This is a genomic window from Lampropedia cohaerens (genome assembly GCF_001005215.1).
Lineage (GTDB): Bacteria > Pseudomonadota > Gammaproteobacteria > Burkholderiales > Burkholderiaceae_C > Lampropedia > Lampropedia cohaerens.
In genome coordinates this window covers 111,609-132,308 of record NZ_LBNQ01000037.1, presented here as the reverse complement: position 1 = coordinate 132,308, position 20,700 = coordinate 111,609, and the positions used below count along the sequence as shown (strand labels likewise).

Below are 20,700 nucleotides of genomic sequence, written 5' to 3'. Positions count from 1 at the left end.
CAACGCGGCAGGGTCTCATAACCAAGGCCCTGCCGTTTCCGGTGCGGCCTATCGGCACCCGAGCGAATAACCATTCGACACATGCGCTTTAGCCGGCGTAAGAACTGGCCGAAGGCGCGGAGGCACGACTAACCGCTTGGCAGTGACGAGCCATATCAGGGAACAAAACCTGACCCCGGCCGTTCAGACAGAATCGTCAGCATTTCTATGACAGCCCGAACCTTGGGCTGCAGGTAACGCGATTGCGGCCACACTGCATGGATAGGCATCTCACCACCTGCCCAGTCCGGCAGCAAGGGGATCAAGCGCCCCTGCCGTATATCTTCGGCCACCAGCCATGTCGGCATCTGCATGATGCCGCAGCCGGCCAGACCCGCCGCCAACATTGCTTCACCATCACTGAATTCATGGCGCGGATAGATTTCCTGCCGACGTACGCGCTGGTCCGATACGCGGAGCAACCAAGTGGGTCTCTGCCGTCCCCGAGGACCAGTGATGCAGTCCCGATGCCTTACCCCATTACTTCTCGGTAATTACTGCGGCGCGCTCACTAATACGACCACTACATTCTGGGACGACGTAGGGGCTGACTCAGTCCGGTTGTAGGCGCTCAGAAGGCTATGGCCTTCAGGATGGCCGCACGCCTCATCGCGCCGCGCCGTATGCGCTGCGGACTGCAAAGGCCCGCATCCTGTAGCTCACTTCCGACGGCCAAAGCATCCATCTTTGGCCGTCGGCCAGCGTCAGGCACTTTCGAGCATTGCCGCATCATTTAGCAACCGTTGAATGCGCTGGCGAATCTCCTCTGGAATACCTTGCGCAGACGAATCAGGTCCGGGCCTGTTTGGCTGCTGCTGGGTGCCCGCGATGACCCGCACGACCATGCCCAAATTTCCGGGTGTCACGATGTCGATGGCCGCGCGATCACCCAGATCCGGGTGTACGCGGGTCAGCATCCGGTACAAGTCCCACGAATCCGCGTGCGGACACTGGTTCATGAGCACCTGGGCCAGTTTGTGCTTGAGCGGCACCAGTTGCCAGTCGGGCACACGTTGCCCGCGATTGCCCAAGCTGATGGACAGCAGTTTGCCCGCCTTCAGCTCGCGGTTTATCTGGTCCTTGGACTTTCCGGCCAGCTTACCGAACAGCGGAACCGGCAAACTGCTCGGCGATTCGTAGATGGCGAGCATTTCCTCGCGCTCGCGCTGGATGGCGGATACTTCCGGCGCCGGCGCCGGCGCACGCGTCGGGGGCGGTGGCACCTGCGACAGCCGCTGGAAGGTGATTCCCGCGTCGTTTGGCGTCACGACAATGGGGGTGACCACCACGGGCGGAGCCGAAGCCGCAGAAGTGCCTGCAACGATGGCGTCGGGGTTGTCCTCCCCTGCGATGGCTGGCACGCCCTCGATATGGATGGTGAGGTGGGCGCTGGCCGCTTCGACCTGGCCCTGTTCGAGTAAGTCGAGGCGATCCGCCCAGTCCTGCATCATCCGACGGCGCGGCTCAACATACTTGGCGTGGTTGTAGGCCGAACTCACCTTGTTCGGGTCCGAGTGCGAAAGCTGCGCGTCCACCCAAATCTTGGGATAGCCGATCTCGTTGAGCGCCGTCGAGATGGTTCCGCGGATGCCGTGCCCGGTCAGTTGATCCTCGTAGCCCATTCGTTTCAAGGCCGCGTTGAGGGTGTTCTCGCTGATGCGCTTCTTGAGTTCGCTGCGGTGCGTGAGCAGATGGACCTGGGCCGGCTTCATCACACCCAACAGGTAGCGCACGATCTCGATGGCCTGCACGGACAACGGCACGATGTAGGGCGGAACGTCCTGCGGGCGCTTGCCGGCCTTGCGCATCTCGTCCTGGAGTTGTTTGACAATCTGCGGCGGGATGATCCACAGGCCACGGTCGAGATCGAACTGGTCCGGGGTCGCCAGCCGCAGCTCGCCGGTACGCACGCCGGTCAGGAACAGCAGCCGGATGCCGAGTTGGGTCTGCCAACCACGAGGGTTGTAGAGCCTGAGCTTGTGCAGGAACTCGGGAAGCTCCCGAAGATGCAGGTAGGGGTTGTGGTTCACCGGGGGCTTGGGCTCGGCCACCACGTCCAGGTCGGAGGCCGGATTGGCTTCCAGCCCCTCCACGATGACGAGGGCATAGCGGAACAACTGCCCCAGCCAGGTGCGGACCTTCTCGGCAGTGGTGAACGCCTTGCGCTCCTCGATCCTCGCCAGGACGCCCAGGAGTTGGGGCCGGCGAATGTCGTAGATCGACATCTGCTTGAGGCTGGGCAGCACGTCCTTGTTGAAGATCCGCAGGATCTGCGACAGCGTGCTGTTCCTGCCCTCCTTGATTTCCTTGCGGCGATGCTCGACCCACGCATCGAAGACGGCCTTGAAGGTGTAGTCGGCCGCAAGCTTGACCGCGTGTCGCTTCTGTTTGCGATCGGTATGGGGGTTGATGCCCTTTGCCAGAAGCGCCCGGGCTTCGTCGCGCAAGGTGCGCGCTTCGCGCAAACCGATCTCGGGGTAGTTCCCCAGGGAGATGCGCTTTTGCTTGCCGAGCCAGTAATAGCGCAAATGCCACGACTTGCCGCCGGTGGGGGCGACCACCAGGCCGAGGCCATCGGTGTCGGGGATGCTGTACGTTTTCTCGGCGGCCTTGGCTTGCCGCACGGTCAGATCAGAGAGTGTCATCATCAAGCTCCTAAGTCTTGGACTTAGGCCCGATGCTGCTTGTCATCCCGATCCAACCCCAGCAACAACCCGGAACCGGCACCACCCGCATTCTTTGGCCTTGTTTTTGGCCTCAAAAACGCTGGCTGTCAGTGGATTTCCGTGGCTTTCGCTGGAATGAAAAAAGGAGCCGAAGCTCCTCTTTTCAACGACTTACAGACGTCAGTGGAAGTCCGTAGATCATAACTTGGAGCGGGAAACCGGTCTCGAACCGGCGACCTCAACCTTGGCAAGGTTGCGCTCTACCAACTGAGCTATTCCCGCAGATGATTCTGGCCGCACCAAAATCAACAAGACGCGAACTATAGCACAAATCTCCCCGCTTCCAGCGATAATGGCGCAGAGCCTGCCTGGCCGCCGCTCATGCCGGCTCCTGCATGCCCAGAGCGGCATGCGGTGACTCTCCGTTTTCAACGATTTCGCCCCACCGCCTTTCATGGCTCAGCAAAAAACCGCCAAGACCTCGCGCCTTGCGCGCCACTCCCCTGCCGAAACGGCAACGGCCGCCGACGCCATGCGGCTGGACAAATGGCTATGGTGCGCGCGTTTTTACAAGACACGGGCTCTGGCCGTGCAGGACATCGAGAAACATCGCATCCATGTCAATCAAGGTCTTGCCAAGCCATCACGCGAGGTGCGACCCGGCGATGTGATCGCGTGGATCAACGGGCCGGTGCGTCGCACAGTCGTGGTGCGGGCACTGGCTGGCACACGCGGTCCGGCAACGGTGGCGCAACAGCTGTATGAGGAAACCCCCGAAAGTCTTGCCGCGCGCGCCCGACAGGCCGAGCTGCGCCGGCTTACTCCGGAGCCGGCAAACACCCTGCGCGATGGCCGCCCCACCAAGAAAGACCGGCGCGAGCTCGCCCAGCTGCAGTCCGACTGGCAGGGTACTGCGGAAAACCGCGCTTTCGATGCGCGCTGGTCTGCCACACTGGACGGCACGGGCCAGCACTGAGAACCTCTTCACGACTTTTTCATGCGTTGCGCAGCCAGGCCGAACATCTGGCGCGGCCGGGCGCCACGCATAGGTTCAGCCGCCTGGTGCTACACAGCGCATGGAGAAGTCGGACACCGATTCTCTGTCCCACAAGACAGGAATGCGTGGCGATTACAATCGCAGGGCAACAGCCCCTCGTGCTGCATTGCACAATTTTCGGCAAAAGCAGGCGTGGGCCTGTGTTGCATTTGTCACCGCCTTGCCTTGGAGCCTCTGAACAGGCTCTTCGCCAGCCTCTGGATACACACCATGAATCGCTGCACGCTTTTCCATCTCTTGTGCGAGCCGGCGCAACCGCGCGGACGCAGTGCCGCCGTGACGGCATTGCTGTGCTGCGCCATCGCTGCAGCTGCCGCCATGCTGGCTGCCCCACCTGCGCATGCCCAGCTGAACGCCCCCATGGCACTGGCGCAGCAGCCCCGCAGCTTTCCTCCCACCGCATTGTTTGGCAAGCTGGAGGTTCTTGACGCTGATCGGGCGCGCATCAACGGCCAGCCGGTTCGCATTGCACCGGGCATGCGCATGCATTCGCCGCTCAACCACATGGTGCCTTATCTGCAGACGCGCGGTCAGAAATTGGCCGTGCGCTACCAGATAGAACCATCCACGGGCTATCTGCACCGGGTATGGCTGCTGCGCGAATCGGAGATGCCTCCACGCAGGTGGCTGGGTCTGCTGGGCCCCAAACCGCAGGACCCCGACGCGGTGCAGCCTGGAGCCTTGGGCGTCGGCCTGGCTGAGCAGGGGGACGCGCCTGCCGTGCGCCCACCTGCCACCGGTCAGGCGCCCTTGCAAGGGCGCTCGACCATTTCCGGCCTCGACGTCACACCCCGCTGATCGCGCCTGCGGCCGGTCTCCTGACTGTTCGGGGAGTGCCCCGATGACGCGCCTGCATGACAGCAGGCAACGCCAGCAAGCTTGCCTTCGTTGATACCGTGTTGCCGGCAGACACAGCTGCGCAAACCATTCTTTACGACCATGAGCAAAAAAGTATTCATCAAAACCTTCGGCTGCCAGATGAACGAGTACGACTCGGACAAGATGGCCGATGTGCTGCATGCCGCGCAGGGCTACGAGAAAACGGACAACGTCGAGGAAGCCGATCTGATCCTGTTTAACACCTGCTCGGTGCGCGAGAAGGCGCAGGAGAAAGTCTTCAGCGACCTGGGCCGGGTGCGGCACCTGAAGGCGCGCGGCGTCAAGATCGGTGTGGGCGGCTGCGTGGCCAGCCAGGAAGGCGAGGAAATCATCAAGCGCGCACCCTACGTCGATGTGGTGTTCGGGCCGCAGACCCTGCACCGGCTGCCGCAGTTGCTGGCCGAACGCGAGGTTCAGGCTCGCCCGCAGGTGGACATTTCATTTCCTGAAATCGAGAAGTTCGACAACCTGCCGCCCGCCCGGGTGGAAGGCGCAACCGCCTTTGTCTCCATCATGGAAGGCTGCAGCAAGTACTGCAGTTACTGTGTCGTTCCCTACACCCGGGGCGAGGAAGTCAGCCGGCCCTTCGAAGATGTGCTGCTTGAGGTGGCCGATCTGGCCAGCCAGGGCGTCAAGGAAATCAACCTGCTGGGGCAGAACGTCAACGCCTACCTGGGCAAGATGGGCGGCACGGCCGACGTGGCCGACTTTGCGCTGCTGCTCGAATACGTTGCGGACATTCCCGGCATCGAGCGCATCCGCTACACCACCAGCCACCCCAACGAGTTCACGCCCAGGCTGATCGCCGCCTACGACAAGATCGACAAGCTCGTCAACCATCTGCACCTGCCCGTGCAGCACGGCAGCGACCGCATCCTGATGGCCATGAAGCGTGGCTACACGGCCATGGAGTACAAGAGCACCGTGCGCAAGCTGCGTGCCATTCGCCCCGATCTGGCCATGAGCAGCGACTTCATCGTCGGCTTTCCTGGCGAGACCGAGGAGGACTTCGCCAAGCTGATGAAACTGATTGATGACATCGGCTTCGACAACAGCTTCTCCTTCATCTACAGCCCGCGGCCCGGCACCCCCGCCGCCAACCTGCACGACGACACGCCCCAGGAAGTCAAGCTGCGTCGCCTGCAGACCGTTCAGGCGGCCATCAACGCCAACCTGCAACGCATCAGCCAGGAGCGCGTCGGCACCGTGCAGCGCATACTGGTCGAAGGTGTCTCCAAGCGCGACAACCGTGAGCTGATGGGCCGCACCGAATGCAATCGCGTCGTCAACTTCCCAGCGCCAGCGTCGGCGCATCGCCTGATCGGCCAGATGGTGGACGTGCACATCACCGAAGCCATGACCTACACCCTGCGCGGTGAGGTGCTGGTTGCCCAGCCCGCATGACGTTCGCCGCTGCACTGCCGCCTGCGAAAAGCCTGGTCGGCACGCTGCCCGCAGGTGCGCTCGACATCGTCGGCGACGTGCACGGCGAATGGCAGGCCCTGCAGGCACTGCTGCGGCACCTGGGTTATGACGCGCAGGGCCGCCACCCCGAGGGGCGCATCCTGGTGTTCGTCGGCGACCTGTGCGACCGCGGGCCCGACACGCCGGCCGTGCTTGACTGGTTCTGCGAGGTGTATGCGCGCAGCGATTGTCTGGCCATACTGGGCAACCATGAAATCAACCTGATCCGCGAGGACGCCAAGGATGGTGCCGGCTGGTTTTTCGACAGCCGCACCGAACGTGATCGCGCCAAGTACGCGCCTTTTGCCATTGCGTCACCGGCGCAGCGCCAGCGCTATCTTGCCGTGTGCGCCGCCCTGCCCGTGGCGCTGGAGCGCGCCGATCTGCGCATCGTCCATGCCGCATGGATGCAGCCGCAGATCGAGGCGGCACGCACGATGCCGCGCGGCAGCGCACGCCAGCACTACGACCGGTTCGAGCAACAGGCCGAGCACGCTGCCCGCGCAGGCAGCCTGCAGCAGCGCCTCCAGCGCGAAAAAGCCCTGTGGCCCCACGATGTGGAGGACAGTCAGCTGCGCCCGCCGCTGCTGCGCGCGCATGGCGAGCGCGAGCTGCTCAAGCAGATGACCAACCCCCTGAAAGTGCTCACGACCGGCGTGGAGGCCGCCGCGCCAGTCCCTTTCTACGCCGGCGGCAAGTGGCGCTTTGTCGAGCGTCAGCCCTGGTGGGACCGCTACGAGGCTCCGACACCGGTCGTCATCGGCCACTACTGGCGCATGTGGCGCGATCCACAGCGACCAGCGGCCCTTGCACCCGCCACCGAGGCTGCCAGCGCGCCTCCTGATGGCGATCTGTTTGCCTGCGTGCCCAGCAACGCCTGGCATGGCCTGCGCCACAACGTCTTCTGCGTGGACTACTCCGTCGGCGCACGTTGGAGCGAGCGCCTGCAGGGCCGCACCGACCCGTCACAAAGCCGCTTTCGCCTGGCTGCGCTGCGCTGGCCGGAGCGCACCCTGGTCTTCGATGATGGCCAGCAGTGCGAGACCATCCATTTCGGTCGCGGCGTTGCGCCCCTGCTCAGTTGAAGATGTCCTGATACCACAGCATCAGCGACGCCTCCAGCAGCTCCAGCGCCTCGTCCTGCGGCAACTCCGCGCCATCGGCACCGGTGGCGTGCAGGCTGATGATCTGGTCTTCACGGGCCTGCCCCGAAACGGACCGCAGCGTGCCCGGCTCACGCGCCACGAACGGACCATCGAGCATGTCGTTGGCCCAGTGGAACACGGAGCGCTCGCTGCCATCATCGTTGTAGTACACATCCCGCCCGTGCAGCTGGCTGTTCTGATAGTGCGTCACCGAGCGCACCTGGCCATTGGGGCGATAAAACGTCACCTCCCCCTGCAGCGGCAGGGTATCCCACTCGACGAGCGAGGCATCGGCCGCGACGGGAAACACGCTGGTCAGCGGCGTGCCGCTGGCCTGGTAGAAGTCCTGCACCCGGTGGTGACCGGCCGCATCGCGGCCCATGTAGACGCGATAGAAGCCGCCAGGCTGCTGCACGTCATAGCGCATGCCTTCCTGCTCCGTGCCCGGTGCGCCGAAGTAGGCGATCACGCCACGCCCCGCTTCGTCTGTCGCCAGCACGGAGACAGGGGAGGTCTTGGCGAACTCGGCGGCTTGTGCCGCCAGCGTCTGAGCTTCCTGCGCGGCGGTGTCCCCCGACGGGGGCGTCTGGCACGCCGCCAGCAGGACGGCGGCGGCGCAGGATGTCAAAACCATCGCCAGGCGCGATGATGGAGTGCGATGCATATCGATGAGCTCCTCTTGAATGGCAAGGTCGCATTCGCGCCGCACACATGGTGGCAACGGCGCATACGGACGCTATTGTCGCCCGTGTAGATACGCACTAGTCTGCCAGATATGGCGCACCGCTCCTGTCAATCACGCCGCACAAGCCTGAATGCCGCAGTCCGTTTCTCACCGCGCGCAATGCCCGGCACCGCCAGCGCGTCTACACTTGTCCTATCGCGCTGCATGAGCATCTCGCCACCGCAGCACGCGTCAGCGCCTGCGGTTCGCGCCTTGCCAGGCCCCTTCTGCCACAGTGTTATGACCACTACTTCTGTGCCGCCACCTTCTCCACCACAACCCGTTGCCGAACCGGCCACTGCGGCGGCCATTTTCATCGTAGGGACCCTTGCCGACGATGCGGCCACCCACGCACAAGTACGTGCCTGGTGCGGCGACCTGGCCGCGCTGGTGCGCGCCGTCGGTCATCGCGCGCCGCAAGACCATCTCAGCTGCGTTGCAGGCTTTGGCGCCGAGGCCTGGGACCGCCTGTTCGGCGCGCCAAGACCACGCGAACTGCATCCGTTCATTGAGTACGGTCCACCCGAGCGACGCGCCGTTGCCACGCCCGGAGATGTGCTGCTGCACCTGCGCGCCGACCGCATGGACCTGTGCTTCGAGCTGGCCACGCATCTGGTGGCAGCGCTTGGCCCGGGCTTTACCGCCGTGGACGAAGTGCACGGCTTTCGCAACTTCGACATGCGCTCCATGATCGGATTCGTCGACGGCACCGAGAACCCGCAGGGTCAGGAGGCTGTGGCTGCCACGGTGATCGGTGCCGAGGATCCCGACTTCGCCGGTGGCAGCTACGTCATCGTGCAGAAATACCTGCACGACATGCAGGGCTGGAATGCGCTTCCAGTGGAAGTGCAGGAGCGCATCATCGGCCGCACCAAGCTCTCGGACATCGAGCTCGACGACGCCACCAAACCAAGCTGGGCGCACAATGCGCTGACGGTGATTGAGGACGAGAACGGCGAGGAAATCGACATTGTCCGCGGCAACATGCCGTTTGGCCGGCCCGGAATGGGCGAATTCGGCACCTACTTCATCGGCTATGCCCGCTCGCCCCGGCCGATTGAGCAGATGCTGGAAAACATGTTCGTCGGCAAGCCCGCCGGCAACTACGACCGCCTGCTGGACTTCAGCACGGCCGTCACCGGCGGCCTGTTCTTCGTTCCCTCCCAGGATCTGCTGCAGGCACTGTCCGAGCGCGATCCGCAATCCGAGCCGGCGCCGCCCACTGCCGACGGCTACACCGGCAGCCTTTGCATTGGCTCACTGAAAGGACAAACGCACCATGAATAACCTGCATCGCGAACTGGCCCCTATCTCGGCCTCTGCATGGGCCGAAATCGAGGAGGAAGTGGCCCGCACCTTCAAGCGCTCGGTCGCCGGGCGCCGCATCGTCGAGCTGCGCGGCCCGGAAGGTCCGGCCTTTTCCAGCGTCGGCACTGGCCACCAGCGCCGCATTGAGGCGCCTGTCGAAGGCGTCCTGGCACATCAGCGCGAGGTCATGCCGCTGATCGAACTGCGCGTGCCATTCACGCTCGCGCGCGCGCAGATCGATGCGGTCGAGCGCGGCTCGCAGGACTCGGACTGGCAGCCCGCCAAAGATGCTGCGACCACCCTGGCCATCGCGGAAGACCGCACCATCTTCGACGGCTATCGCGCAGCCGGCATCACCGGTATCCGCGATGGCGCCTCCAACCTCACGCTGTCGCTGGGCAGCGAACCGGCCAACTACCCGGACATCGTTGCCGAAGCCCTCAAGCAACTGCGACTGCAAGGGGTGGAGGGGCCCTACGCTGTGGTGCTCGGCGCTGACGCCTACACCGCGCTGAGTGAAGGCAGCGATCAGGGCTATCCTGTCATCCAGCACATCGAGCGACTGATCAAGGGCGAAATCTTCTGGTCATCGGCCATCGAGGGAGGATGCGTGCTGAGCATGCGCGGCGGCGACTACGCACTGCATCTGGGCATTGATCTGAGCATCGGCTACAGCCACCATGACGCGGAGAACGTCGCCCTGTACCTCAAGGAGACGCTGACGTTCCGCATGTTGACGGCCGAAGCGGCCGTGCCGCTGCGCGGCGCGGCACAGTAACGCCACGGGTACTCCGGCGCTGGCGAGCAGGCGCAGCCGGGCGATGCAACAATGGACCTCTTTCCGTTCACTGTTTCAACAGGAGGTTATCCATGTCCCAAGTCACACTCAAAGGCAATCCCGTCACCGTCGAAGGCACGCTGCCCCAGGTGGGTCAGCAGGCGCCCGCTTTCAAGCTGGTCGACAAATCCCTCAACGATGTCTCACTCGGAGACTTTGCCGGCAAGCGCAAGATCCTGAACATCTTTCCGAGCGTGGATACGCCCACGTGCGCCACCTCGGTGCGCACCTTCAACCAGGAAGCTGCCGCACTGGCCAACACGGTCGTGCTGTGCATCTCCGCTGACCTGCCGTTTGCACAGGCCCGCTTTTGTGGTGCCGAGGGGCTGAATCAGGTGGTAACGCTTTCGACCATGCGCGGGCGTGAATTCCTGCACGACTATGGCGTGGCCATCGCCTCGGGCCCGCTGGCGGGACTGGCAGCGCGTGCCGTCATCGTGCTGGATGAGAACGACAAGGTGCTGCACGTCGAGCTGGTCAGCGAAATCAGCCAGGAACCCGACTACGCCGCCGCCAAGGCCGCGCTGCAGTGAGGATGCACGGTGACGGGCAAGTGCCCGTCACAGACGGGCTGGGGCAGCGGCGAACAGATCTGGCTGCCGACTGCCTTGGGCTGCGCCTGAGGGCGCGCTGCTGCCTTCCAGCCACAGCAGGTAGGCCTTGCACGCAAGCCCGCCAGAAAACCCCGTCAGCGCGCCGTCTGCACCGATCACACGGTGGCACGGCAGCACGATCGGCAGCGGGTTGCGGCCGTTGGCAGCACCGACGGCCCGCACCGCTGTCGGGCGCCCTACCCGCTGCGCCAGCTCGGCATAACTGATGGCCTCCCCGTAAGGGATGCTTGCCAGCGCCTGCCACACCTGCTGCTGAAACGGCGTGCCTACGAGCAGCAATGGCAGTGCAAACTGCTGCCGCTCACCAGCGAAGTATTCCTGCAGCTGCCGCTGCGCTTCGCCCAGCGTCGGGTGGTCCGTGGCACGCTCGAGCCGCTGCGACTGGAGCGGCGGCAAGTGCGGCCTGCGCTCCCCGGAAAATTGGATCAGGCACAGCTGCTCGTGCGCTGCAGCCAGCAGCAATGGCCCTATCGGGCTATCGATCGTCACATGGTGCGTCATTGCTGGCATCGCGCCACTCCTTGGCATCTGACTCGCGGCTTCCGCACTGCGTCTATGCACAGCGCTGGTGGATAAGATTGTGCACAACTTGTCGAACGGGTCGGGATCAGCCTCTGAAGCGGGGTTCACTGCCTAAAAAGTAGGCACGCCATTTTCACGCCCCAAACAGTCGGCTCTTGAGCTGCTGCAGCTTGTCGCGCAGCGCCGCCGCCTTCTCGAACTCCAGATTGCGCGCGTGCTCGAGCATTTGCTTTTCCAGCCGCTTGAGTTCGCGCGCTGCTTCCTTCTCCGTCATCTCGAGCAGCTCGCTCGCATAGGCTTGCTTTTCGGCCTTGACTTCCATGGCCTTGGCCGCCTTGTCGCTGTAGACGCCATCGATCAGATCGCGCACCTGCTTGTGGATGGTGCGCGGCGTGATGCCATGCGCGGTATTGAAGGCAATCTGCTTCTCGCGCCGGCGCGCGGTCTCGTCCATGGCCTTCTTCATCGAGTCGGTGATGCGGTCGGCATACAGAATGGCCTTGCCGCGCGCGTTGCGGGCGGCGCGGCCAATGGTCTGAATCAGGCTGCGCTCGGCGCGCAGAAAGCCTTCCTTGTCGGCATCGAGAATCGCCACCAGCGAGACTTCCGGAATGTCCAACCCCTCGCGCAGCAGGTTGATGCCCACCAGCACATCGAAAGTGCCCAGGCGCAGGTCACGGATGATCTCGACGCGCTCGACGGTGTCGATGTCGCTGTGCAGATAGCGCACCCTGACGCCGTTTTCCGTCAGGTAATCGGTCAGCTGCTCGGCCATGCGCTTGGTCAGCGTGGTAATGAGCACGCGATCGCCCTGTTCGGTGCGCAGGCGGATCTCCTGCAGCACGTCATCGACCTGGTGCGTGGCCGGGCGCACCTCCACCTCGGGGTCGACCAGGCCGGTGGGCCGCACGATCTGCTCGACGACGTTGCTCGAGTGCGCCTGCTCGTAGGCTGCCGGCGTGGCCGAGACGAAGATGACCTGGCGCATGCGCTTTTCGAATTCCTCGAACTTCAGCGGCCGGTTGTCCAGCGCCGAAGGCAGGCGAAAGCCGTAGTCCACCAGCGTCTGTTTGCGGGCGCGGTCGCCGTTGTACATGGCGTTGAGCTGGCCGATCATTTGGTGGCTCTCGTCGAGAAACATGACCGCATCGGGCGGCAGGTAATCGGTCAGCGTTGCCGGCGGATCGCCCGGTTTGGCGCCCGAAAGATGCCGGCTGTAGTTCTCGATGCCCTTGCAATGCCCCACCTCGGCAAGCATCTCCAGGTCAAAGCGCGTGCGCTGCTCCAGCCGCTGGGCCTCGACCAGCTTGCCCATGCTGGTCAGCTCGGCCAGACGCTCGCGCAGCTCCAGCTTGATGGATTCGACCGCCGCCAAGACCTTGTCACGCGGCGTGGCGTAGTGGCTGCTCGGGTAGACCACGAAACGCGGCACTTTCTGCACGATGTGGCCGGTGAGCGGATCGAACAGCTGCAGGCTTTCGACCTCGTCGTCGAACAGCTCGATGCGCAGCGCCAGCTCGGAGTTTTCGGACGGAAACACGTCCACCGTGTCGCCGCGCACGCGAAACGTGCCGCGCGCAAAGTCCATGTCGCTGCGGCGGTACTGCATGCGCACCAGCTGGGCGATCAGGTCGCGCTGGTTGGCCAGCCCGCCCTGGCGCAGGATCAACCGCATCTCCATATAGTCTTCAGGCGCGCCGATGCCGTAGATGGCCGAGACGGTCGCCACGATCACCACGTCACGGCGCTCCAGCACGCTCTTGGTGGCCGACAGCCGCATCTGCTCGATGTGCTCGTTGATGGCGCTGTCCTTCTCGATGAACAGGTCGCGCTGGGGCACATAGGCCTCGGGCTGGTAGTAGTCGTAGTAGCTGACGAAGTACTCCACCGCATTTTTCGGGAAGAACTCGCGGAACTCGCTGTAGAGCTGCGCCGCCAGCGTCTTGTTGGGCGCGAACACGATGGCCGGCCGCCCCAGCCGGGCAATGGTGTTGGCCATCGTGAAAGTCTTGCCCGAGCCTGTCACGCCCAGCAGGGTCTGGAACACCTCGCCGTTCTCCACGCCCTCGACCAGCGCATCAATCGCTGCAGGCTGGTCTCCGGCAGGCGGATACGGCTGATAGAGCTGGAAAGGCGAATTCTCGAAAGTCACGAACACGCCCTGCTTCTGCCGCGAGGTGTCGGTCGGGACGGATGTGTCAGGCAATGTCTGCGCGGAAGAAGAACGCTGCTGCATGGGCCGGTCGGTAGCAAGAGGTCAACAGATAAATGTACCGCAGGCGCGCAGCTGCCGCATAGCAGGCCAACCGTGTGTTCGCCGGCCATTCCCGCGCCGCGCTGCGGCGTTGCAAATCGTCGCCGCACCAGACCAGCTTGCGGTTTGCGCCTTGCATCGCCTCCCCCGGCGGGTCAACTTGACGTATGGCAGGATCGTCAACAGGTTCTCAGGATCTCTGCCCGATGCCAACCACTGCTTGGCAAAATCAACCTACATGGCGGCTGCGCCGAGCAGGTTGGACGCGCTGCATCCCCGGCGCGCCGGGCAATGCATTCGCCAGATACTGCACCATTGAGGCAATCCGTGCAGACACCGCTGTATGCTGGTAATAAACCGCGTGCACGGGCCGCAGTAACTCCACGCGATGCGCGGCCAGCACTTCCACCAGTCGCCCAGTTGCCCGATCTTCATGCGTCATGAAATCGGCTTGCGCGGTGATTCCCATGCCCTGCACCGCAAGCGCACGCAAGGTCTCACCGCTGCTGGCTCCAAGGGTTGGACGGGCCTGGAAAAAGCGTGTGCCGACATGCTCGGCTGGCAACGGCCAGACGTTGAGCTGCGAAGGGTGGCTGAAGCCCAGGATGACATGCTGGGCCAGGTCACTGACCTTCTCGGGCATGCCATGCCTGGCCAGATAGCTTGGACTGGCCAGCACACGCATGGGGCTGTGGCAGAGCAGACGGCTGTGCAGACTGGAGTCCTTCAACTCGCCCACTCGGATGGCCAGGTCGATACGCTGCTCCAGCAGGTCCACGAAGCCTTCGTTACTGCTGAGCTGCAACCGCACCTCGGGGAACTTGGCGTGGTAACCAGGTAGCAGCGGTGCCAGCACATGCAACATGACCGGCGTAGCGGCATCCACGCGCAGTGAACCCGCAGGCTGGCCGCGGCGCAGCAGCACGCGTTCCTCGGCACGCTCGGCGGCACTGACGATGTTCCGTGCATCCTCGACAAAGCTGCTGCCCTCATCGGTCAGGTGCAGGCGCCGCGTCGTCCTGCTGATGAGCGTGGTCTGCAGCTTGTCTTCAAGGCGCGCCAGTACACGGCTGACCGTGGAAACTGGCTGATCGAGCTTCTGCGCCGCAGCGCTCAACGAGACTGAGTCCGCGACAGAGAGAAAGACCTGCAACTCTTCCAAAGTGATTTTCATTTTCTCAATTTATGCAAAAAATATTTGTTTTTATATCGTATAAAACGCAAAACTAACAACCCACAATAGCGCCCTATTTGACTTGTTTGCAGCGCTGCATTTTTTCAGTGGACTACGCCCGCCCTCTTCTGCGCAGTCCGAATACAACATCAACCACCATCATGACCACCACTTCCACCCCAGCGGCGCCCGATGCCGCCCAACCCGTTCCAGGCAGCGCGCGCCTGCCTTTGCTGGCCTTGGCCGTTGGCGCATTCGGCATTGGCACCACCGAGTTCGGCCCCATGGGCATGCTGCCCACCATCGCTGATGGGGTGCATGCCAGCATCCCGCAGGCGGGCCTGCTGGTATCCGCCTACGCCGTAGGCGTGATGGTGGGCGCACCCTTCATGACCTTGCTGCTGGCACGCTGGCCCAGACGCAGGGCACTGATGGCGCTGATGGCGATCTTCACCCTCGGCAACATTCTTTCGGCCTTGGCGCCCGGCTATGCCAGCCTGCTGGTGGCGCGGGTGATCACGAGCTTGAACCACGGTGCCTTCTTCGGCATAGGCTCGGTGGTGGCGGCCAGCCTGGTGCCGCGCGACAAGCAAACCAGCGCGGTTGCCGCGATGTTTCTGGGCTTGACGATCGCCAACATCGGCGGCGTGCCGGCGGCTGCCTGGCTGGGCGAGCACATCGGCTGGCGCCAGTCCTTCCTGGCCATTGCCATGCTGGGCGTGCTGGCGATGCTTGCCTTGCGCTTGTCCCTGCCCATTGGCAGCAAGGGCCGGACTCCGAATGTGGGGGCCGAGCTCAAGGTGCTCACACGCCCGGTGGTGCTGCAGGCGCTGCTGACCACGGTGCTTGGCTCGGCGGCCATGTTCACGCTCTACACCTACGTCAACCCTTCGCTGCAAACATTCACGCAGGCCTCGCCCCTGTTCATCACAGCCATGCTGGTGTTGATCGGCATCGGCTTTACCATCGGCAATGCGCTGGGCGGCAAGCTGGCAGACCGCGCCGCCAATGCTACCCTGATCGGATTTTTTCTGTTGCTAGCCCTGTCAATGCTGGCCTTTCCTTGGCTGGCGCAAAGCCAACTGGGCGCGGCCGTGGGTTTGCTGATTTGGGGCATTGCCGCCTTTGCGGTGGTGCCACCGGTGCAGATGCGGGTGATGCGCGCCGCAGCCGAAGCACCCGGCCTGGCCTCGTCCATCAATATCGGCGCCTTCAACCTTGGCAATGCGCTGGGTGCGGCCGCTGGCGCACTGGTGCTGCGCCTGCGTCTGGGGTACAGCGCTGTCATGGCTGTCGGGGCGGCGCTGGCCGGGCTCGCGTTGCTGCTGGTGCTGCTCAGCATGCGGCGGCGCTAACCCCTTACCGACATCCTCGGCTGCATGCCGGTATCACGCGCGCCAGCGCAGCCCCAGTGTCAGCGCGGTGGCGACCAGCGCGCAGGCTGCGCACAGCACCGTGGCAAGCACCATGCGCAGCGGCGTGCCATCGGTGAACTGAGAGGCCAGCGCCATCGCAGCCGCACCGATGAGCATCTGCAAAGTGCCCATCAGGGCGGATGCCGCGCCAGCAATCGGCCCATGCGCATCCATCGCCAATACCACCGTATTGGGCACGACCAGCGCAAAGCACGCACCGGAGAGCAAATAGGTGCCGATCAGCAGCGCAATGTGCTCCTGCAGGCGCCAGTGCACCAACGTCGAGGTCAACAGTACCAGGAAGCCTGCGAGCGCCGCCACACGCACCAGATTGGCCAACCCAAAGCGCCGGCCCAGCGTGCCATTGAACTGCGCCATGCCGAAAAAGGAAATGGCATTGAGCGCAAAGGCCAGCGCGTACTGGCGCGGGGTGAGGCCAAAGTGCCCCATCATCACAAATGAGGAGCTGACCAGGTAAGTAAAAAAGCACGCCATCGCACAGCCACCGGTGACGACCAGGCCGACGAAACGGCCATCCTTGAGCAACGTGCGGTAGGCCTGCCAGGCACGGTCAAGCGCCTGGCCATCGACGGGGCTGCGCCGCTCTGCGCCCCAGGTCTCAGGCAACCAGTAGACCGTGGCCGCAATCCCTGCCAGCGCAAGCAACGTGATGAACCAGAACACGGCACGCCAGCCCAGCATGTCGATCAGGAAGCTGCCCGCCAACGGCGCCAGAATGGGGCAGACGCTGAACACCAGCATCAGCAGCGACATCAGCCGTGCCGCCTCGTGACCGGTGTGCAGGTCGCGCACCACAGCGCGCGGAATCGACATGCTCGCCGCCGCGCCAAGCCCCTGCAGAAAGCGAAACAGCAGCAATTGCGTGGCCGAGCCCGCCAGTGCGCAGCCGATGCTGGCCGCGGCAAACAGCGCGAGCCCCAGAGACAGCGGCAGCCTGCGCCCGAACCGATCCGACAGCGGCCCGTAGAGCAGCTGGCCGAACCCCACGGAAATGAAGAACACCGTCAGACTCAATTGCACGGTGGCCATGTCGGTGCGCAGCGCCTGACCGATCAGCGGCAGCGCCGGCAGGTACATGTCGATGGCAAAAGGCCCGATGGCTGAAAGCAGGCCCAGCAGCAAAGCCATGCGCACGAAGGAAAGGGACATCGCACCCCCAAGATTCAAGAACGCGGCGGCGGTGCGTCCGATACCCGCCTCCTAAAACAGCAAGGCCGCAACATGCGGCCTGCAGACACATCACGCAAAGGGAGCGCGAGCCCCCTGCCAAACGCCTTCGCGACGCTTCAGTCTTCGAGGCGCACTTCCACGCGCCGCGCCTCAGCGAGGCTACCGGTGCCGGTAAAGCTGACTGGGCGCTCGAGCTCAATACGCTCTTGCGGCACCCCAAGGCTGACGAGGGCATCGCGCACGGCAAAGGCACGCTGCTTGGCCAACTCCTCATTGAGTGCCGCATCACCGGTCGGGTCGGTGAATCCCGAAAGCACTGCACGACGGCCAGCAGCCACGGCATCCACCACATCCTTGAGCGCCTCGTTGGCGCCGGGCGCCAGTTCCGCGCTGCCTACCGCAAAGTAGAACGTGACGATACCATCGGCCACCTGTACGCGCGGGCCCGCATCCTCGCCAGCGGGCGCCGCCGCCTCGGCCTGCTCTTGCGCCAGCGTACCGTCGGCAACAATCAACTCGACGCGCTGGGCACGCTGCAGGTCGGTGGCACCACTGTCAATCTGCAGCGGTGCAACGGTCAGGCGCGCAGCCGGAACGCCAAGGCGCACCAGCGCATCACGCACTGCATGCGCGCGTTGCTCGGCCAAACCAGCGTCCACCCCCGTTTCGGGCTGGCTGCCGCCAAACGGAACAATCATGCCGATGGCGCCGCTTCTGAGGCGCTCAAGCAACTCACCGAGCTGCGCCTGCACCTGCGCATCGGTCAAAAGCTGGGCTGCGCCGGGTTCGAAATGGAAGGCAGCCACCGCGCCGTCAACCGCCACAAAGGGCACCAGTACCCGACCTGGCACATGCACAGGTTCAGGACTCTCCTGCGTGCTTACCAATGCCGCGGAGCGAGCTCCGTCCCGCTTGAGGACGGTAGAGGCGCCAAACCACAGAACGCCGACCACGATGGCCGCAATCAACGCGAACACGATCAACAGCGCGATGCGCGTATCCTTGTCTTGCTCTTGGGACATAACTCTCCGATTTCCGCCAGCACGCATGGATGGAGTGGCTTCCCCCATGCCCGGGCCACATTCAGTTGATAAAAATAAGGGGAGGTCTGCAACCCCGCTCAGACCTCGGCGTTTCGGGCGGCACACATAAGCAAGGCACCACCGGAAATGCGCTCTGCGGGAACCTCCCGGCACAGCAAGCGCTCCCATACAGGGCGCCGATGCGCCGCACATTGTAAGCGGGCTTATCCGGCAGGCGTGCGGTGCGTGGCATGTTGCTGGCAATCGCTTTCATGCACAATGGCCGCCTTCGTGGCGCGCACCCTGCTGCGGCCAGCGCACAGTGCATTCCATATAACCTGATGACCTGGGCCAGTGTCCGGCACATTCTCCACCGATCTCTTATCGTTTCTCTATGCACACCCCTTATGAATGGGCCCTGGGCTGGCGCTATACGCGCGCGGGACGCAACAGCCGCAGCAAGGGCCTGCTGTCCTTCGTGGCAAGCATCTCGGCGATTGGCATCGCGCTGGGCGTAGCGGCGCTGATCATTGTGCTGTCGGTCATGAACGGCTTTCAGCGCGACGTGCGAGACCGGATGCTTTCGGTCGTCTCCCACATCGAGATATTCGCCCCGCGCGGCGGCGTTCTGCCCAGCGTCGAGCGAGTGACCAGCCAGGTCAGGCAACATCCTGAGGTCATTGGCGTCGCGCCCTTCGTCTCGGTGCAGGCGCTGGTGGCACGCGGCGATGACATGCAGGGCGCCATCATCCGCGGCATCGATCCGGCGCTTGAGCCTCAGGTCACCGACCTGGCCAGCCAGATGGACCAGTCCACCCTCGCCCAGCTGACCCCCGGCGACTTCCACATTGTGCTGGGCAGCGAACTGGCCAACAAACTTGGGGTGCGCCCGGGCGCCAAGGTCACGGTGGTCGCGCCATCCGGCCAGGTCACCCCGGCCGGCGTCGTGCCGCGCCTGAAGCAAATGACAGTGGTCGGCACCTTCGAGTCCGGCCACTACGAATACGACTCGTCCATGGCGATGATGCATTACCTGGATGCGCAGCGCCTGTTTCGCCTGGAGGCGCCCAGCGGCATCCGCCTGAAGCTGCGCGACCTGCACGAGGCGCCCCGCGTCACCCGCGAACTGGCAGCCACCCTGACCGACCCACTGCTGCTGCGCGACTGGACCATGCAGAACCGCAACTGGTTCATCGCCGTGCAGATGGAAAAGCGCATGATGTTCATCATCCTCACGCTCATCGTCGGGGTGGCCGCCTTCAATCTCGTAGCCACGCTGGTGATGACAGTGGCCGACAAGCGCGCTGACATCGCCATTCTGCGCACGCTAGGGGCCACATCCGGCAGCATCATGGCGATCTTCGTCGTGCAGGGCGCCATGGTCGGCATCCTCGGCACGCTGGCGGGTCTGGCGCTGGGGTTGCTGGTGGCGCTCAACATTGACGTGATCGTGCCGTTCATCGAGCGGCTGCTGGGCTTCAAGTTCCTGCCCGAGGAGGTCTACTTCATCAACACCATCCCCAGCGATCCGCAGCTGCACGACATCGTTGCAATATGTTCCGTGGCCCTGATCCTGGCCTTCGTCGTCACCCTGTACCCGAGCTGGCGTGCCAGCCGCATCAACCCCGCCGAGGCACTGCGCCATGAGTGAACAACGCGAAACCGTGCTGGTCGCCCAAGACCTGGTCAAACGCTTCAAGGAAGGGCCGCTGGACGTCACGGTACTGCGTGGCCTGTCACTGCAGGTTCTGGCCGGCCAGACGCTGGCCATCGTCGGCGCCTCAGGCTCAGGCAAGAGCACGCTGCTGCACATCCTGGGTGGGCTGGACAGGCCCAGCAGCGGCAGTGTACTGCTGCAAGGCCAGCCGCTGGAGGGCCTCAGCGCCAACCAGCGCGCCGTGGTGCGCAACCGCAAGCTTGGCTTCGTCTACCAGTTTCACCACCTGCTGCCAGAGCTGACGGCGCTGGAGAATGTGGCCATGCCGCTGCGCATCCGCCGCGCCAGCGCGCAGGAGTGGCGCAGCAAGGCCACCGCGATTCTGGAGAAGGTTGGCCTGGGCGAGCGCGTGCGCCACCGCCCGGCCGAGCTCTCCGGCGGCGAGCGCCAGCGCGTGGCAATTGCCCGCGCGCTGGTGACCGAGCCGGTCTGCGTGCTGGCGGACGAGCCCACCGGCAATCTCGACCGTGCCACGGCCGACAAGGTCTTTGCGATGATGCTGGAACTCGCTCGCGACCATGGCACGGCATTCGTGCTCGTCACACACGACCAGGCACTGGCCGACCGCTGTGACCGCCAGCTGCACATGGAATCGGGCCAGTTGCGCGAGATGGTCTCCGCCGCCGGGCACCCCGACCAATTCACTCCATCCTGATGGTGCCTGCACCGCC

At 64.1% G+C, this 20,700-nt stretch carries 17 protein-coding genes, 1 tRNA gene and 1 pseudogene; 10 read left to right on the top strand and 9 right to left on the bottom strand.

All coding sequences use genetic code 11. The features are described from left to right. Positions 1-155: 155 nt before the first annotated feature. The 3 genes and pseudogenes from AAV94_RS15385 to AAV94_RS12610 all read right to left on the bottom strand — a co-directional run. Positions 156-500, bottom strand: a pseudogene (locus AAV94_RS15385) (LysR substrate-binding domain-containing protein); the annotation flags it as partial. Positions 501-743: 243 nt separating this feature from the next. After that, positions 744-2,684: a tyrosine-type recombinase/integrase gene (locus tag AAV94_RS12615; protein ID WP_016445090.1), complete on the bottom strand. Its 1,941-nt coding sequence runs from the start codon at positions 2,682-2,684 to the stop codon at positions 744-746. A gap of 227 nt (positions 2,685-2,911) precedes the next feature. Next, a tRNA-Gly gene (locus tag AAV94_RS12610) sits at positions 2,912-2,987 on the bottom strand. A 250-nt stretch (positions 2,988-3,237) separates the two neighbouring features. Between AAV94_RS12610 and AAV94_RS12605 the strand changes: the two genes are divergently transcribed. From AAV94_RS12605 to AAV94_RS12590, 4 genes are all read left to right on the top strand, one after another. Next, positions 3,238-3,681: an RNA-binding S4 domain-containing protein gene (locus AAV94_RS12605; protein WP_046742583.1), complete on the top strand. Its 444-nt coding sequence runs from the start codon at positions 3,238-3,240 to the stop codon at positions 3,679-3,681. A gap of 291 nt (positions 3,682-3,972) precedes the next feature. Then, the gene (locus tag AAV94_RS14465; protein ID WP_052755049.1) at positions 3,973-4,560 is read left to right on the top strand and encodes a hypothetical protein; all 588 of its coding nucleotides are present in this window, start codon (positions 3,973-3,975) and stop codon (positions 4,558-4,560) included. A gap of 141 nt (positions 4,561-4,701) precedes the next feature. Continuing rightward, on the top strand, positions 4,702-6,045 hold the full coding sequence (miaB, locus tag AAV94_RS12595; RefSeq protein WP_046742553.1) for a tRNA (N6-isopentenyl adenosine(37)-C2)-methylthiotransferase MiaB: 1,344 nt from the start codon (positions 4,702-4,704) through the stop codon (positions 6,043-6,045). Further along, entirely contained in the window at positions 6,042-7,190 is a 1,149-nt protein-coding gene (locus AAV94_RS12590) for a metallophosphoesterase (RefSeq protein ID WP_046742552.1), read from the top strand. The genes miaB and AAV94_RS12590 overlap by 4 nt, the downstream gene beginning before the upstream one ends. Here the strand turns inward: AAV94_RS12590 and AAV94_RS12585 are convergent. Further along, entirely contained in the window at positions 7,183-7,914 is a 732-nt protein-coding gene (locus tag AAV94_RS12585; RefSeq protein WP_156454435.1) for a toxin-antitoxin system YwqK family antitoxin, read from the bottom strand. The two genes, AAV94_RS12590 and AAV94_RS12585, sit on opposite strands and share 8 nt — an antisense overlap. A 315-nt stretch (positions 7,915-8,229) precedes the next feature. Here AAV94_RS12585 and AAV94_RS12580 point away from each other — a divergent pair, with 315 nt between their 5' ends. From AAV94_RS12580 to tpx, 3 genes are all read left to right on the top strand, one after another. Continuing rightward, positions 8,230-9,261, top strand: a complete 1,032-nt coding sequence (locus AAV94_RS12580; protein ID WP_046742581.1) for a Dyp-type peroxidase — start codon at positions 8,230-8,232, stop codon at positions 9,259-9,261. Next, the gene (locus AAV94_RS12575) at positions 9,254-10,060 is read left to right on the top strand and encodes a family 1 encapsulin nanocompartment shell protein (RefSeq protein WP_046742550.1); all 807 of its coding nucleotides are present in this window, start codon (positions 9,254-9,256) and stop codon (positions 10,058-10,060) included. The genes AAV94_RS12580 and AAV94_RS12575 overlap by 8 nt, the downstream gene beginning before the upstream one ends. Before the next feature lie 92 nt (positions 10,061-10,152). Beyond that, positions 10,153-10,653, top strand: a complete 501-nt coding sequence (gene tpx / locus AAV94_RS12570) for a thiol peroxidase (protein ID WP_046742549.1) — start codon at positions 10,153-10,155, stop codon at positions 10,651-10,653. Between the two features lie 27 nt (positions 10,654-10,680). Here the strand turns inward: tpx and AAV94_RS12565 are convergent, their stop codons facing one another. From AAV94_RS12565 to AAV94_RS12550, 3 genes are all read right to left on the bottom strand, one after another. Beyond that, positions 10,681-11,244, bottom strand: a complete 564-nt coding sequence (locus tag AAV94_RS12565) for a methylated-DNA--[protein]-cysteine S-methyltransferase (RefSeq protein ID WP_084824918.1) — start codon at positions 11,242-11,244, stop codon at positions 10,681-10,683. Positions 11,245-11,389: 145 nt separating this feature from the next. Further along, entirely contained in the window at positions 11,390-13,492 is a 2,103-nt protein-coding gene (uvrB, locus tag AAV94_RS12560; RefSeq protein WP_046742547.1) for an excinuclease ABC subunit UvrB, read from the bottom strand. A 247-nt stretch (positions 13,493-13,739) separates the two neighbouring features. Beyond that, the gene (locus AAV94_RS12550) at positions 13,740-14,684 is read right to left on the bottom strand and encodes a LysR family transcriptional regulator (protein WP_046742545.1); all 945 of its coding nucleotides are present in this window, start codon (positions 14,682-14,684) and stop codon (positions 13,740-13,742) included. A 158-nt stretch (positions 14,685-14,842) separates the two neighbouring features. On the opposite strand from AAV94_RS12550, the gene AAV94_RS12545 reads away from it, so the two are divergent. Beyond that, positions 14,843-16,039: an MFS transporter gene (locus AAV94_RS12545; protein ID WP_407927318.1), complete on the top strand. Its 1,197-nt coding sequence runs from the start codon at positions 14,843-14,845 to the stop codon at positions 16,037-16,039. Between the two features lie 33 nt (positions 16,040-16,072). Here AAV94_RS12545 and AAV94_RS12540 read toward each other — a convergent pair whose 3' ends face one another. Further along, positions 16,073-17,269, bottom strand: coding sequence for a multidrug effflux MFS transporter (locus AAV94_RS12540; RefSeq protein WP_046742543.1), 1,197 nt, complete (start codon positions 17,267-17,269; stop codon positions 16,073-16,075). 137 nt (positions 17,270-17,406) lie between these two features. Continuing rightward, the gene (locus AAV94_RS15380) at positions 17,407-18,312 is read right to left on the bottom strand and encodes an OmpA family protein (RefSeq protein ID WP_052755047.1); all 906 of its coding nucleotides are present in this window, start codon (positions 18,310-18,312) and stop codon (positions 17,407-17,409) included. 394 nt (positions 18,313-18,706) lie between these two features. Between AAV94_RS15380 and AAV94_RS12530 the strand changes: the two genes are divergently transcribed. Then, positions 18,707-19,963: a lipoprotein-releasing ABC transporter permease subunit gene (locus AAV94_RS12530; RefSeq protein ID WP_046742542.1), complete on the top strand. Its 1,257-nt coding sequence runs from the start codon at positions 18,707-18,709 to the stop codon at positions 19,961-19,963. After that, entirely contained in the window at positions 19,956-20,684 is a 729-nt protein-coding gene (gene lolD, locus AAV94_RS12525; protein ID WP_046742541.1) for a lipoprotein-releasing ABC transporter ATP-binding protein LolD, read from the top strand. Before AAV94_RS12530 ends, lolD begins: the two co-directional genes overlap by 8 nt. Positions 20,685-20,700 lie beyond the last annotated feature (16 nt).